The sequence below is a fragment of the Microbacterium alcoholitolerans genome (genome assembly GCF_050408615.1).
In the GTDB taxonomy this organism is placed as follows: Bacteria; Actinomycetota; Actinomycetes; order Actinomycetales; family Microbacteriaceae; genus Microbacterium.
In genome coordinates this window covers 988,970-1,002,252 of record NZ_JBNTKD010000001.1, presented here as the reverse complement: position 1 = coordinate 1,002,252, position 13,283 = coordinate 988,970, and the positions used below count along the sequence as shown (strand labels likewise).

The following is a 13,283-nucleotide window of genomic DNA, read 5'->3' as shown; positions in this document are numbered from 1 at the left end:
GCTTCGACGACGCAGACGTCTCGCGGGGCGAGGGGCGTCGGATCAACCCTAGCAGTCCGGGGCGGCCGGACCTGATCAGGCGTGCAGGTTCTCATTGAGCGTCACGCCGGTGCCTCGCCGCGAGGCGACCTCGACGGCGCCGCTCAGCGAGTTGCGTCGGAACAGCAGACCGTCGCGGCCCGACAGTTCGACGGCCTTCACCGTCGGCCGACCTCCCTCGGGGAGGACCGCGGCGTCTGCCAGCAGAACCTTCGTTCCGGCCGTGACGTACAGGCCCGCCTCGACGACGCAGTCGTCGCCCAGCGAGATGCCGACGCCCGCATTCGCGCCGAGCAGGGTGCGCGCCCCGATCGACACCCGGTGCTGGCCGCCGCCGGAGAGCGTGCCCATGATCGATGCGCCGCCGCCGATGTCGCTGCCGTCGCCGACGACGACGCCCTGCGAGATGCGGCCCTCGACCATGGATGAGCCGAGTGTGCCGGCGTTGAAGTTCACGAATCCCTCGTGCATCACGGTGGTCCCGGGGGAGAGGTGGGCGCCGAGGCGCACCCTCGAGGCGTCGGCGATGCGCACGCCCTCGGGCTGCACGTAATCGGTGAGGCGCGGGAACTTGTCGAGACCCTGCACCTGGATGCCGTGGCGCAGCAGCCCGGGCCGCAGCCGTGCGGCGTCGGCGGGCAGCATCGGGCCGGCGCTGGTCCAGGCGTTCGTGGGCAGGTGCGCGAAGATGCCGTCGAGGTTCAGCTCGTTCGGGCGCACCAGCAGGCGCGAGAGCGCGTGCAGACGCAGGTAGGCGTCGGGCGTGGATGCAACGGGGGCGTCGAGGTCGATCGAGAGCCGCACCACCTCGGAGCGGACCGCACGGCGCTCATCCGCGACCGCGAACTGCTCCAGAGCGGCCGCGCCGGCGGCATCCGGTTCGCCGAACCCGATCTCGGAGAACCAGGCGTCGAGGATGACGTCGCCGTCGGCCGAAGCGATCGTCGTCAGTCCGATTCCCCACAGGGTGCGTTCGCTGCTCATCCGTCAAGGTTAACGGCGCGGCCCTCGCCACTCGTGCGGCGTGACATCACGATGCGCCGTGACGCCACGACAGAGCGTCGGGCGAATGCGACGTCGATAGGCTGGAGCCCATGGTGCTCGACCTGAACGCGTCCGCTGCCCACCTCGCCCGCGTGCTCTGCGACACGCCCAGCGTCTCCGGAGCCGAGGTCCTCCTCGCCGACGAGATCGAGGCGGCCGTTGCCGCGTGCGAGCATCTCGAGGTGATCCGCCACGGCAATACGATCGTCGCGCGCACGATGCTCGGGCGCGCGCAGCGGGTGGTGATCGCCGGTCACATCGACACCGTGCCGATCAACGGCAACGTGCCCACGCGCGACATCGAGATCGACGGTGAGCCGTTCATCTGGGGCCGCGGCACGGTCGATATGAAGGCGGGCGTCGCGGTGCAGCTGAAGCTGGCCGCCGAGCTCACCGACCCCGCCGTCGACATCACGTGGATGTGGTACGACAACGAAGAGGTCGACAAATCGCAGAACGGCCTGTTCCTGCTGTCGAAGGTGCGCCCGGATCTGTTCGCCGGCGACTTCGCCATCCTCGGCGAGCCCTCGAACGGGCGCGTGGAGGGGGGATGCAACGGCACCATGCGAGCCACCATCCGCACCCACGGCGTGCGCGCGCACAGTGCTCGCTCCTGGGTCGGTGAGAACGCGATCCACGGCGCAGCGCCGATCCTCGCCCGGCTGGCGGAGTACCGCGCGCGGGAGATCGAGGTCGAGGGGCTCGGCTATCGCGAGGGGCTGAACGCCGTCAGCATCCGCGGCGGCATCGCCGGCAACGTCATCCCGGATCTGTGCGAGGTCGAGGTCAACTACCGCTTCGCGCCGAGCAAGAGCATCGCCGACGCCGAGGCGCACGTGCGCGCCGCGTTCGCCGGCTTCGAGATCGAGATCACGGATGCCGCGGCCGGTGCGCGCCCCGGACTCGACGCTCCCATCGCGCAGCGGTTCCTCACCGCGGTCGGCGGAGAGCCGCACGCCAAGTACGGGTGGACCGATGTGGCGCGGTTCTCGGCCATGGGCGTGCCCGCCGTGAACTACGGGCCCGGCGATCCGCACCTCGCCCACCATGACGAGGAGCGTGTGCCGATCGGGCAGGTCGAGGACGTCGAACGCGGACTGCGCGCGTGGCTCAGCGGCTCCTGACCTCTGGCATCCGCGCCTGGACCCGGATGCCCGTCACCGGTCGCATCGCGATCATCTACCTGTGCGCGCGGCTCATCACCACGGGCTTCCTCGTGATGGCGTCGGCACTGTCCTCGCCGGCGTCGCGGTTCGGCATGCAGCCGACGATCGGGGAGTACGTCCTGGGGTGGGACGCGCGGTGGTACTGGTGGGTGGCCGAGAACGGGTATCCGTCCCAGCTGCCGCTGACGCCGTCAGGGGACGTAGCCGAGAACGCCTGGGCGTTCATGCCGGTGTACGCATACCTCGCGAAGATCGTCGGTCTCGGTGATTGGGGTGCCGGAGCGCTGCTGATCACATTGGCCGCCGGCTTTCTGGCGTGTCTCGCCCTGCACCGGCTGCTCCGTCGCCGGATCGGCGCGGCGGCGGCGATGTGGGCAGTGGTCTTCTTCGCCAACGGACCGCTGGCCGCGCTGTTCCAGGTCGGCTACGCCGAGACGCTGTTCCTTCTCCTGCTGCTTGTCGCGATCGACCTCGCCTCCCGGCATCGATACGGCTTCCTCTACTTTCTGATCCCGGTGATGGGCTTCACCCGCCCCGGCATCCTCGCCTTCGCGCTCTTCCTCGGCCTGCACGGCATCGCGCGCTGGGTGCGCCGCCGGACCGAGCCCCTGCCGGTGCGAGACATGTGGCACATCGTGGCACTCGGCGCGCTCGCCACGATCGTCGGCTTCAGCTGGCAGGTGATCGCGGCGTTCGTCACCGGCGATCCCGGTGCCTACCTGAAGACCGAGCTGTCGTGGCGACGCAACTGGCTCGCGGATCCGAGCCCGGACTTCTTCCCCTTCGAGGGCTTCGTGCGCGGCGCGGAGTTCTGGTTCACGCAGTGGGGGATGCCCGCATGGGCCGGCCTGATCGCCCTGATCGCGCTTGTGACCGGAGCGGCCCTGGCCCTGCTGAATGCACGCAGCGTGCAGCGGCTCGGCGTCGACATCCGGCTCTGGAGCGCAAGCTATCTGCTGTATCTGCTGGCGGTGTTCTTCCCTCAGTCGAGCACTTTCCGCCTGCTGCTGCCGCTGACGCCCCTGGTCGGAGCGCTGGCCGTGCCGCGCTCGCGCACCTACCGGTGGGGGATGCTGCTGGCCTGCCTGCTGCTGCAGTGGCTGTGGATCTGCGCGATGTACTCGCTCGCGCAGACGTACTGGCAGGTTCCGTAGCTTCTGCGGGGTGTTCGCAGCCGCATTGTGTCCTGCGGTCACACGGGCGTCGGAGCCTACCGATAAACTTGATGCATACCACCCAGGGAAAGGGAGCCACGATGGCAGCGATGAAGCCGAGGACGGGCGACGGGCCGATGGAGGCAGTCAAGGAAGGACGACTGATCATCGTCCGCGTTCCGCTCGAGGGCGGCGGCCGACTGGTCGTCTCCGTCAACGACGCGGAGGCGAAGGAGCTTCACGACGTGCTGGCAGCCGTCGTGGACGCGGCCTGACCTGATCGAGATGAAGAAGGGCGATGGATCACTCCATCGCCCTTCTTGCGTCTCCGGGGGATCCGTCAGCGGATGATCACTCCGACACCCTCGCCAGCTGCAGCAGCCCCTCGCCGACCGTCGAGATCGCGGCGATGACGGCCTGCGACTCCTGCGTCTCCTGCATGAGCGAGCGGTAGGCCGACGTCACGGCATCCCGCTGCACGGGATCGGCGACCTTCCCTCCCGCGAGGACGCGCGGCACCAGCACGATGCCGCCGGTGCGCACCAGTCGCAGACTGTGCTCGACGTACTCGATCACGTTCTCGGGGTCGGCGTCGACGAGCACGATGTCATAAGCGCCCTCGTTCATGCGGGGCAGCACATCGGCGGCGCGGCCGGTGATGAATCGTGCGCGTGCCGGGGGGATCTTCGCGTCGGCGAACGCCTGCCGGGCCGCGGCCAGGTGCTCGGGCTCGTTGTCGATAGTGGTCAGCACGGCGTGCGGAGCGCCGCGCAGCAGCCAGAGCCCGGACACTCCGGCGCCGGTGCCGATCTCGACGATGGAGCGCGCTCCGCTCGTGGCGGCCAGCACTGCGCACTGCGCGCCGACAGCGGCGCTGATGGGGGCCGCGCCGAGCTCCACGGCGTGTGTGCGTGCGCGGGAGATGGCGGACGGCTCGACGATGGTCTCGCGGGCGAATCGGGCGTTCGCGTCGTGCTCGCTCATGGGCATTCTCCTGAGAAAAGGGCGTACTGACAGCGTAAACGGCGCCGGTGGATCACAAGGGAAGGCGCGGCGGGTAGCCTGGGGTCATGGAACTGGGGTTGACCTTCGACAAGCTGCTGCTGATCGGCGTTGTCGCGATGCTCATCATCGGTCCTGAGCGGCTGCCGAAGGCCGCAGAGTCGTTCTCGAAGTTCGTTCGTCGCGCCGGCGAGTACCTGCGCGACACCAAGAGCAAGATGCGCGACGAGCTGGGGCCCGAGATCGACGAGGTGGACTGGCGCAAGCTCGATCCACGGCAGTACGACCCGCGCCGGATCATCCGCGACGCGCTGTTCGAGGAGCCGGACTTCTCCGAGGCGCCGGCGCCGAAGCCGGCCGCCACGAGCAATCCGTTCGCGACCGATCCGATCGAGCCGGTGCGACCGAAGTTCACGCGCAGCACGTTCTCTCGCGCGACCCCTCCGCCATTCGACGCCGAAGCGACCTGACCGGCGCTGCCTCTTCAGCTCAGGTGCAGCGGCAGCGCCCGGCCTGCCAGTCCTCGGCCGTGCTGCGCGATCGTGCGGGCGAGATCGTCGATCATCCGCGCGGCCACGTCGTCCGGTGCGCCGAGCACCACCGGGACACCCGTGTCGCCGCCCTCCCGAAGCGCCGGGCTGAGCGGGATGGATGCCAGCAGCGGCACCTTCTCGTCGGTGCTCAGCGCCTCGGCCACTGCCGCTCCGCCGCCGGATCCGAACAGATCGAGCACGGTGCCGTCGGGCAGTGAGAACGCGGCCATGTTCTCGACGACGCCGATCACCTTCTGACCGGTCTGGCGTGCGACGAGCCCGCTGCGGATCGCGACGTCCGCGGCCGCCGGCTGCGGGGTGGTGACAACCAGCACTTCGGCGTGCGGCAGGATCTGACCGATCGAGATGGCCACATCTCCCGTGCCCGGAGGCATGTCGATGAGCAGTACGTCGAGATCGCCGAAGTACACGTCGGTGAGGAACTGCTGCACCGTGCGGTGCAGCATGGGTCCGCGCCACGCCACGACCCCCTCGCCTTCGCGCAGGAACATACCGATCGAGACGGTCTTCACCTCGTGCGCGACCGGCGGCAGCATCAGATCGTCGATGCGCGTTGGCTGGGTTCCCGGCGCGATCCCCAGTAGGCCTGGAATCGAGAAGCCGTGCACATCGGCATCCACCAGCCCGACCCGGAGTCCCCGCTGCGCGAGCGCGACGGCGAGGTTCGCGGTCACCGTCGACTTGCCGACGCCGCCCTTGCCGCTGGATACCAGGATCACTCGGGTCAGCGAGTCGGGGCCGAACGGCATCTGCCGCGCCGGCCGGCCGGCGCGCAGCTTCTCGGTGAGCGCGCGGCGCTCGTCGGGCGTCATCACGCCGACGTCCACGGTGACGTCGGAGATCTCGGCGACGGATGCCGCGGCATCGCGGACATCCTGCTCGATGCGCTGCGCTGCCGGGCATCCGACGATGGTGAGCACGATGCCGACGTGGGCGACGCTGCCCTCGACCGTGATGTCGCGCACCATGTCGAGGTCGCCGATCGGGCGGCGCAGCTCGGGGTCGGTGACGGCGCTGACCGCGGCTCGGACGCGGTCAGCGGGCGTCATCGTGCGTCTCGGTGGTGTTCGCGGTGCCGTCTCCGGTGCCGCGCGGGGTCTCATCGCCTCTGTCGTCGAGCTCGGCGAGCAGCGACTTCAGCTCCTGGCGCAGCACGTCGCGGGTGACCGCCTGTGAGCTGCGCTCATCGAGTGCGAGGCGCAGGGCGACGATCTCGCGGGCGAGGTATTCGGTGTCGGCGAGGTTGCGCTCGGCGCGCTGCCGGTCCTGCTCGATCTGCACGCGGTCGCGGTCGTCCTGGCGGTTCTGCGCGAGCAGGATCAGGGGCGCGGCGTACGAGGCCTGCAGCGAGAGCATCAGCGTCAGCGCAGTGAATCCGAGGGCTGCGTCATCGAAGCGCAGGTTGTCGGGCATCAGGGTGTTCCAGGTGATCCAGGCCGCGCAGAAGATCGTGAGGATGACGAGGAAGGCCGGAGTGCCCATGGCGCGGGCCACCCACTCGGTGAAGCGCCCGAAACGGTCGCTCGACGGCGCGGGCGCGCGGCTGGGGCCGCGGCTGCTGGGAGTGTCGAGGCTGTTGCGCCGCGCCATCATCGCGCACCGCCTGCGGTGGGCCCTTCGGCGTCGTGGGTGCGCCAGTCGTTCGGCAGCAGGTAGTCGAGCACATCGTCGACGCTGATCGCGCCGACCAGGCGGTGCGCGGCGTCGACGACCGGCAGCGAGACGAGGTCGTAGCTCGCGAGCATGCGCGCCACCTCGGTGGCGGATGCCGTCACCGAGACGGGTTCGAGGTTGTCGTCGAGGATGGCGCCGAGTCTCTCGTGAGGGGGATAGCGCAGCATCCGCTGGAAGTGCACCACGCCCAGCAGTCGTCCGGTCGGGGTCTCGAACGGCGGCAGCGTGACGAAGACCGCGGCGGCGAGTGCGGGATGCAGCTCGTGGCGGCGGATCAGCGCGAGCGCCTCCGCGACGGTCGCATCGGCCGAGAGGATGATCGGCTCGGTCGTCATCAGGCCGCCGGCGGTGTCGGCGCCGTAGCGCAACAGCATCCGCACGTCTTCGGCCTCTTCCGGCTCCATCAGCGCGAGGAGCTTGCTGAGGCGCTCAGGCGGCAGCTGTGCGAGCAGGTCGGCGGCGTCGTCAGGCTCCATCTCGTCGAGCACGTCGGCCGCGCGCTCGTCGCCGAGGCGGTCGAGGATTCCGACCTGGTCGTCCTCCGGCATCTCCTCGAGGGCGTCGGCGAGGCGCTCGTCGGGCAGCTCGCCGGCGACTTCGATGCGGCGCTTCTGCGGCAGATCGAGCAGGGTGGTCGCCAGGTCGGCTGCATGCAGCTCGGAGTAGGTGGCGACGAGCTGCTCGGCCGATTGGGCCTCGCCGGGCTTGCGCAGCTCGGCGACCTCGCTCCAGGCGGCGAAGGTCGTCGGTCCCTTCGCGAAGGGGGAGGGGTTGGTCTTGGGCTTGCGCAGGAACAGCTGGGTGATCGCCCATTCGCCGTGGCGGTCCTGCTCGATCGCGGCGTCCTCGACGACCGCGGTGCCTGAGCCGTCGACGAGGCTGACGCGGCGCCCGAGGAACTCGGCGAGCACGCGCACCTCGCCGGGGCGCGGCTGGAAGCGGCGCACGTTGATCAGGCCGGTGCTGATCACCTGTCCGGAGCGGATCGAGGTGACGCGGCCGATCGAGAGGAAGACATGCCGGCGTCCGGGGATCTCGACGACGAGGCCGATCACGCGCGGCGCGGCGGTGTTCCGGTACACGATGACGACGTCGCGGACCTTGCCGAGTCGGTCGCCGGCGGGATCGAACACGGCGCATCCGGCCAGCCGCGCGACGAAAACCCGTTGTGTGCTCACAGCGTCCAGCGTAGTCCGGGTGGGTGCCAGCGTAGTCCGGGTGGGTATCTCTGCAGCGGAAGGTGTCGCCGCATCGGCGTCGATGGGACAATGGCGGGATGAGCATGCTGAATCGTCCGATGAACGGCAGCGACCTCGGAGAGGTGATCGCGTCGACGCGCGACTACGAGGTGGCGCAGAAGACGGTGTCGAAGCTGATCGCCGGAGAGGTTCCGGCGCGCGACATCGCGATCGTCGGCGAGGGTGTGCGCACCGTGGAGCGTGTGACGGGGCGGCTCGGCTACGCCGCCGCCGCGCGGTCCGGCGCGATCAACGGCGTGCTGATCGGCCTCGTGCTCTCCGCGGTCATGCTGTTCGGCAACCCGGATGCCCCCATCTCGCTCTTCCTGGGGTTCATCCTCGTGGGTGTCGCGCTCGGCATGATCATGAGTCTTGTGACCTACGCGATCGTTCGTCGTCGGCGCGACTTCGCCAGCGTGTCGCAGATGATCGCCGACCACTACGAGGTGCGGGTTCAGGCGGCGTCGCTGGCGAAGGCGCGGCAGGTGGTGGGGCCCGAGCGCCCGGCGGCGACGCGGCCGCCCGTGGATCTCAGTGAGCCGCCGCGTTACGGCGAGCGGATCTCGCAGGCAGGTTCTGGTGCTGGTGCTGGCGCTGGTTCTGGTTCTGGTGCTGGGACTGCGCACGCTCCTGCCGGGCTCCCTGAACCTGCCGCGCACCCTGCTCCGGCGCCGCACACGGCTCCTGCGCCCCCGCCCCCGCCGCCGCTTCCGGCTCCGGCCATGCCCGGGACTTCCGAGACTTCCGCTGCACCTGCGGTTCCCGCGGACACGGACGCGCCGGCGTCCGATGGGGTAGGCGCGGAGAGCGCGAATGCCGGAGACGATGACGCGCCCGGAGACGGTGACGCGGCCGGAGACGATGACGCGCCCGGAGACGCGGCCGGAGACGGCGACGCGGCCGACGACGGCCGGGAGCCGCCGGCGTCCGGACGATGACGTCTCACTCGTCCGCTTCCGATCGCGCTACGGGTGCGTCCGCGTGGGCCTGGGGTCTGATGGTGTTGCTTCCCGTGCCATTGCTGGGTCCGCTTCTCGCGGGATGCGGAATGGTCGCCTCATACGGCTCGCTTTCCAGACAGGGACAGCTCGCGAAGGAGAACGCGGCGTCTGCGCGCTCGTGGGGTCTGATCTTCCTGGTGACGTCCACCGCGTTGCTGGTCGTTCAGCTGGGGCTGGGCTTGATGCGCATGGCGCAGCCGTCGGCAGCAGCATCCGGGTTCTTCCCGCAGGGGATCCCGATCGTGCTGTATGTGCTGGTGTGCGTCGTGCATCTGGTGGTCGTGATCCTGGCGGTGCTGCGCGCGCGCCGCGGTGAGGTCGTGCGGCTGCCATTTCCGAGGAGTGCCCGTTGATTTCGTCGGTGTCCGTGTCGGCGTCGTCGTCATCGGTGGAGGTGCCGCTGCCGAACGGGACGGTCACCGTGACGGCGGCGCGGGAGCTGCCGGCGGGAGAGTCGCGTGGTGTGGTCGCGATCGCGCATGGTGCAGGCGCCGGGATGGATCATCCTTTCCTCGTGGGGTTCGCTGCTGCGCTTCGCGACCTGGGGTTCACGACGGCGCGCTTCAACTTCCCGTATTTCGAGGCGGGGCGCCGGATGCCGGGGCCCGCGGTGCACGCCCAGCTCACGTGGCGCGCCGTCGTGGAGTGGATTCGCGTCGATGCTCCGGATGCCGGGGTGTGGGCATGCGGGAAGTCGTACGGCGGGCGGATGGCGTCGATGGCTGTCGCTGAAGGACTTGAGGTGGATGGGCTGATCTATCTCGGATACCCGCTGCATCCGCCGGGAAAGCCGGAGACGCCGCGGGTCGAGCATCTGCCCGCGGTGCGCCCTCCGCAGCTGTTCGTGGAGGGCTCGAACGATCCGTTCGTGCAGCCGACCTCGCAGCTGGAGGACGCGGTGGCGTCGTGTCAGGATGCCCGGATCGAGTGGATCGAAGGCGGCGGCCATTCGTTCGAGGTGAAGGGTCGCAAACGCCCGGCCGATGAGGTTGGCGCATCGCTCGCGCCGCTGGTGGCGGAGTTCATCGCTGAGAGCGGCCGGTAGCCTGTTGGTCGATGGCCCGCTGGTCGATGGCTCGCTGGTCGGTGACGTGCTCGGCCGTGACCTGCCGGATGGCCGCGTGCGGGTCGGTGGCTGTGCGCCATGCGCCGGAGAGGCGTGACTGGGTCGCGCGCAGCGCGCCGAGGATCTTCAGCAGCGGAGCTTCGCCGAATCGGTGCTCGTCGCCGCGAACGAGGCGGGCCGCGAGGTCGGGTCGCTGGGTCCACAGGATCTCCCGGCCCATCTCGGCGTGCGGCGCGTTGGAGACGATCTTGATCGTGTCGGCGTCTTCGACGTGGGGGATGGCGTTGGCGATGTTCAGCCAGGTGGAGTGGCTGTCCGGGTCGAGGATGATGGTGCCGCGGAATCCGAGCTCGTCTCGCGCGTAGCGCTTCATGAGTTCGGCTTCGGTCGTTGCACCTCCGACGGCGCCGCCGCACAGCACGAGGAGGGGTCGTTCCGCCGTCACGTCGAGCGATCGGACGCCCGCGCGCACGCGGAATCTGTTGACGAGGTTCGCGCGCTCGCCCCGGTTGCGGTATCCGAGCACGATCACTGCGTCCGTGCGGGTGGATACGGGGTGACCTGAGTCCGCGTCCGTGATTGATCTCGTGCCCGTGTCCGCGCTTGATCTGGTGCCCGTGTTCGCGCTTGATCTCGTGCCCGTGTCGGCGCTCGTTGCCGTGTCGGCGCCCGTTCCCGAGTTCCCTCCGGTCCCGAGGTGGCGTCGACTGGCCCGCCCATCGACAAGCTCCGCCCACAACCACAGACACATCGCGCCAGCGCCAACAGCTGCAACCGTCGCCCGCAGAGCGTTCACGCGGCCGCCGCCCGGAATCGTCGGGGAGGTGGATCGATGCCTGCCCACGCGGCGACGAGCGCCGCGCGCCGGAGCAGTGGCACGGGTGGCCCGCCCTCCGGTGGATGAAGCAGAAACTCGCCCTTGCCCTCTCGGCTGATGCGCCATCCGCGGTGGTGAAGCTGCACATGGTGGTGTCGACAAAGAAGGATTCCACGGTCGATGTCGGTCCGCCCCTGATCAGCATGCCATTCGTCGATGTGATGCGCCTCGCAGTACGAGGCCGGCCGGTCGCAGCCCTTCCATCGGCAGCCACCGTCGCGGATCGCGAGCGCGACGCGCTGCTTCGGAGTGAACAGTCGACTCTCGCGGCCCACATCGAGTGGATTTCCGGAACGATCGAGCGTGACGGCCACGGTTCCGGTCTCGCAGATGCGATGCTCGGTCGCGGCGATCGGCAGCGGCATGCCGTAGTCCTCGGTATGCGCGGCGACCGGCGAGCCGGTGACGGCGTCGACCACCTGAACAACGCGGACGCCTGCCTGACGTGTGCCGAACACGCTCTCGGCGTCGGCCAGAGCGCCGGCGCGAAGCAGATCCATCAGCAGATCGTACGACAGCTGATCGTTCGTGCGCGTGTCGGCGGTCAGATCCGCGGCGCGCTCGGCTTCGGCGGAATCGACGAACCGTGGGCCACCGCGACGAGGTCGCAGAGCGGCATCGCGGATCGTGCGCATCCAGGCCGCGCCCTCATCGTCGAAGTCGATGCGACCGCACTCCCGCCCGTCGGCATCCGTCCAGGTTCGGAAGCTGCGTCGCTCGTAGCGCTCGGTGAAGCGGCGTGCCGCTCCCTCCGGGTCGAGCTGATCTCTGATCGCGCGTGCTTGGGTCCGCAGCTCTTCCACCGTGCGCGAGGTGGCGTCCGCTAGCAACTGCTCGGAGGCGGCGCTCCATGCCGCGTGCGTCTCGTCGGACTCGTCCGTCGGCTGACCGAGACCCCGCTGGATCGCGTCCTGCTGCGTCGAGGAGATTCTGCCCTGCATCATCGCCGACGAGAGCTGCGCGTGCCATGGCATCCGTTCGGCATCGCCGCCACATGCGGAATCGCGCTCGAGCCGGTCTTCTGTCTGAGTCTGCCCCGGGGCATCCGGCATCGCCGCCTCGAGCACCGACAGCCCGAGTCGGACGTGTCGCTGCGCCTCGGCATGGCTGACGCCGGTGACATCCTGCACGAGAGCGGCGGGAGTGCGATGCCCGCGTGCTTGCGCGAGACCGTCGTGTCCGGCGTCGCGCGTTGAGCGCGTGGCGGTGATCCCGGCGCCGACGATGCTGATCCGTTCCACCGCTCGCGCCAGCGCGGACGCCGATGTGACGGCATCCACCAGCTCGTCGCCGGCGAGCCTCGACATCACCGCTGCCAGGTCGCCCACCTCGACATCGTCGCCGAGCAGGGCGCGCAACTCGGCGACCTGTGTCTCGATCTCGGTGAAGAGTGCCATGTCTCTATTGTGTGCGGGGCCTCCGACATTCGAACTTCTATTCGAGTCGAGAGTAGATCCGAAAAGATCACGAAAAGGTCACGAATTCGGGTCACCCGCCCGCCCCCGCACCCGCCCGCGACAGGAATTCCGCGACCCGCTCCACATACGCGGCCGGCTGCTCGACGAACGCGAAGTGCCCGGACCGAGGGACCGTCACCACGTCGCCACCCGTGGCCGCGCGGTAGCGCTCCTGCACGGCGGGCGGAGCGACCATGTCACTCTCGCCCACGAGCAGCATCGACGGCACCGCAAGATCGGCCAGCTGCGGCGTCTGGTCCCGGTACATCTCGGCCATGAGCACCAGGTGCGACATGCCCTTGCCCCAGTCGAGTTCCTCGGGTGCCGTCGACATGAGTCGCTCATACTGCTCACGAGTCGACGCATCGTGCAGGAAGAGATCGAGGTAGCGCGGCCCGAGAGGCAGCATCGCCTCCCACGAGCGATCGTCAGATGTGAGGCGACGTTCGAGCGCCGCCAGACGACGGCACTCCGTCGCCGCATCGCGGAGCACCGCAGCAGCATCCGTGCCACCGACACCCGAATCGTCGGCAGCCGCAGCCTCGTCCAGCATCGCCGCGGCCTTCGGCAGCCGGAACCGATCCGTGGCATCCGCATCGAGCGCGGGGCAGTCCAGCACCAGTGCATCGATCCGCTCGGGATGCCGCACCGCGTAATCGAACGCGTACGCGCCGCCTGACGAGTGCCCGATCACCGCCCAGCTCTCGAAGCTGAGCTGCTCGCGGATCGCCTCGAAGTCGTCGATCAGCACGTCGGTGCTCAGTGCGGGATCTTCGGGCAGTGCGTCCGAGCGCAGCACGCCGCGCTGGTCGACGCCGATCATCCGGAAGCCCCGCGCAGCGAAAGCGTCGCCGACGGATGCCATGAAGTCCCACCACGAATTGCCGGGACCCCCGTGGATGAACAGCAGCGGACGACCGTCCGCAGGTCCGCGCTCGTCGATGAACAGGCGGGTGCCGTTGATCGCAAGAAGGGATGCCACCGACGAATCCTATGGGCCGACGCGGACAT

At 69.4% G+C, this 13,283-nt stretch carries 15 protein-coding genes; 7 read left to right on the top strand and 8 right to left on the bottom strand.

Annotated features, from left to right (window positions below):
* Positions 1-75: 75 nt before the first annotated feature.
* Positions 76-1,023, bottom strand: a complete 948-nt coding sequence (dapD, locus tag ACQUSX_RS04790; protein WP_428905816.1) for a 2,3,4,5-tetrahydropyridine-2,6-dicarboxylate N-succinyltransferase — start codon at positions 1,021-1,023, stop codon at positions 76-78.
* Between the two features lie 110 nt (positions 1,024-1,133).
* Here dapD and dapE point away from each other — a divergent pair, with 110 nt between their 5' ends.
* The 3 genes from dapE (at position 1,134) to ACQUSX_RS04775 (ending at position 3,678) form a co-directional block, all read left to right on the top strand.
* Positions 1,134-2,207, top strand: a complete 1,074-nt coding sequence (gene dapE / locus ACQUSX_RS04785; protein ID WP_428905815.1) for a succinyl-diaminopimelate desuccinylase — start codon at positions 1,134-1,136, stop codon at positions 2,205-2,207.
* On the top strand, positions 2,189-3,403 hold the full coding sequence (locus ACQUSX_RS04780) for a hypothetical protein (protein WP_428905814.1): 1,215 nt from the start codon (positions 2,189-2,191) through the stop codon (positions 3,401-3,403). The genes dapE and ACQUSX_RS04780 overlap by 19 nt, the downstream gene beginning before the upstream one ends.
* A 101-nt stretch (positions 3,404-3,504) precedes the next feature.
* Positions 3,505-3,678: a DUF3117 domain-containing protein gene (locus tag ACQUSX_RS04775; RefSeq protein ID WP_243224785.1), complete on the top strand. Its 174-nt coding sequence runs from the start codon at positions 3,505-3,507 to the stop codon at positions 3,676-3,678.
* A 76-nt stretch (positions 3,679-3,754) separates the two neighbouring features.
* Here the strand turns inward: ACQUSX_RS04775 and ACQUSX_RS04770 are convergent, their stop codons facing one another.
* Complete coding sequence (locus ACQUSX_RS04770) at positions 3,755-4,387, bottom strand: O-methyltransferase (protein ID WP_428905813.1); 633 nt, start codon at positions 4,385-4,387, stop codon at positions 3,755-3,757.
* 86 nt (positions 4,388-4,473) lie between these two features.
* Here ACQUSX_RS04770 and ACQUSX_RS04765 point away from each other — a divergent pair, with 86 nt between their 5' ends.
* Complete coding sequence (locus ACQUSX_RS04765; protein ID WP_428905812.1) at positions 4,474-4,875, top strand: twin-arginine translocase TatA/TatE family subunit; 402 nt, start codon at positions 4,474-4,476, stop codon at positions 4,873-4,875.
* Positions 4,876-4,889: 14 nt separating this feature from the next.
* Here the strand turns inward: ACQUSX_RS04765 and ACQUSX_RS04760 are convergent, their stop codons facing one another.
* From ACQUSX_RS04760 to ACQUSX_RS04750, 3 genes are read right to left on the bottom strand one after another with little or no spacing between them, the layout of a single operon-like run.
* A complete protein-coding gene (locus ACQUSX_RS04760) occupies positions 4,890-6,008 on the bottom strand; it encodes an Mrp/NBP35 family ATP-binding protein (RefSeq protein ID WP_428905811.1) in 1,119 nt (372 codons plus the stop codon).
* Positions 5,995-6,549, bottom strand: a complete 555-nt coding sequence (locus ACQUSX_RS04755; RefSeq protein WP_428907590.1) for a DUF1003 domain-containing protein — start codon at positions 6,547-6,549, stop codon at positions 5,995-5,997. Before ACQUSX_RS04755 ends, ACQUSX_RS04760 begins: the two co-directional genes overlap by 14 nt.
* On the bottom strand, positions 6,549-7,811 hold the full coding sequence (locus tag ACQUSX_RS04750) for a magnesium transporter (protein ID WP_428905810.1): 1,263 nt from the start codon (positions 7,809-7,811) through the stop codon (positions 6,549-6,551). The genes ACQUSX_RS04755 and ACQUSX_RS04750 overlap by 1 nt, the downstream gene beginning before the upstream one ends.
* Before the next feature lie 98 nt (positions 7,812-7,909).
* On the opposite strand from ACQUSX_RS04750, the gene ACQUSX_RS04745 reads away from it, so the two are divergent.
* The 3 genes from ACQUSX_RS04745 to ACQUSX_RS04735 are packed head-to-tail and all read left to right on the top strand — an operon-like array spanning position 7,910 to position 9,917.
* The gene (locus ACQUSX_RS04745; protein ID WP_428905809.1) at positions 7,910-8,809 is read left to right on the top strand and encodes a YflT domain-containing protein; all 900 of its coding nucleotides are present in this window, start codon (positions 7,910-7,912) and stop codon (positions 8,807-8,809) included.
* On the top strand, positions 8,806-9,225 hold the full coding sequence (locus ACQUSX_RS04740; RefSeq protein ID WP_487250600.1) for a magnetosome magnetite crystal formation protein family: 420 nt from the start codon (positions 8,806-8,808) through the stop codon (positions 9,223-9,225). The genes ACQUSX_RS04745 and ACQUSX_RS04740 overlap by 4 nt, the downstream gene beginning before the upstream one ends.
* Complete coding sequence (locus ACQUSX_RS04735; RefSeq protein WP_428905807.1) at positions 9,222-9,917, top strand: alpha/beta hydrolase family protein; 696 nt, start codon at positions 9,222-9,224, stop codon at positions 9,915-9,917. Before ACQUSX_RS04740 ends, ACQUSX_RS04735 begins: the two co-directional genes overlap by 4 nt.
* Here the strand turns inward: ACQUSX_RS04735 and ACQUSX_RS04730 are convergent.
* The 3 genes from ACQUSX_RS04730 to ACQUSX_RS04720 all read right to left on the bottom strand — a co-directional run bounded on the left by ACQUSX_RS04730 (position 9,895) and on the right by ACQUSX_RS04720 (position 13,254).
* Positions 9,895-10,464, bottom strand: a complete 570-nt coding sequence (locus ACQUSX_RS04730; RefSeq protein WP_428905806.1) for an ElyC/SanA/YdcF family protein — start codon at positions 10,462-10,464, stop codon at positions 9,895-9,897. The two genes, ACQUSX_RS04735 and ACQUSX_RS04730, sit on opposite strands and share 23 nt — an antisense overlap.
* Before the next feature lie 266 nt (positions 10,465-10,730).
* Positions 10,731-12,212: an HNH endonuclease signature motif containing protein gene (locus tag ACQUSX_RS04725; RefSeq protein WP_428905805.1), complete on the bottom strand. Its 1,482-nt coding sequence runs from the start codon at positions 12,210-12,212 to the stop codon at positions 10,731-10,733.
* 91 nt (positions 12,213-12,303) lie between these two features.
* Positions 12,304-13,254 carry an alpha/beta fold hydrolase gene (locus ACQUSX_RS04720; protein ID WP_428905804.1) on the bottom strand — a complete coding sequence of 317 codons (951 nt, stop codon included), beginning with the start codon at positions 13,252-13,254 and terminating at the stop codon, positions 12,304-12,306.
* Positions 13,255-13,283 lie beyond the last annotated feature (29 nt).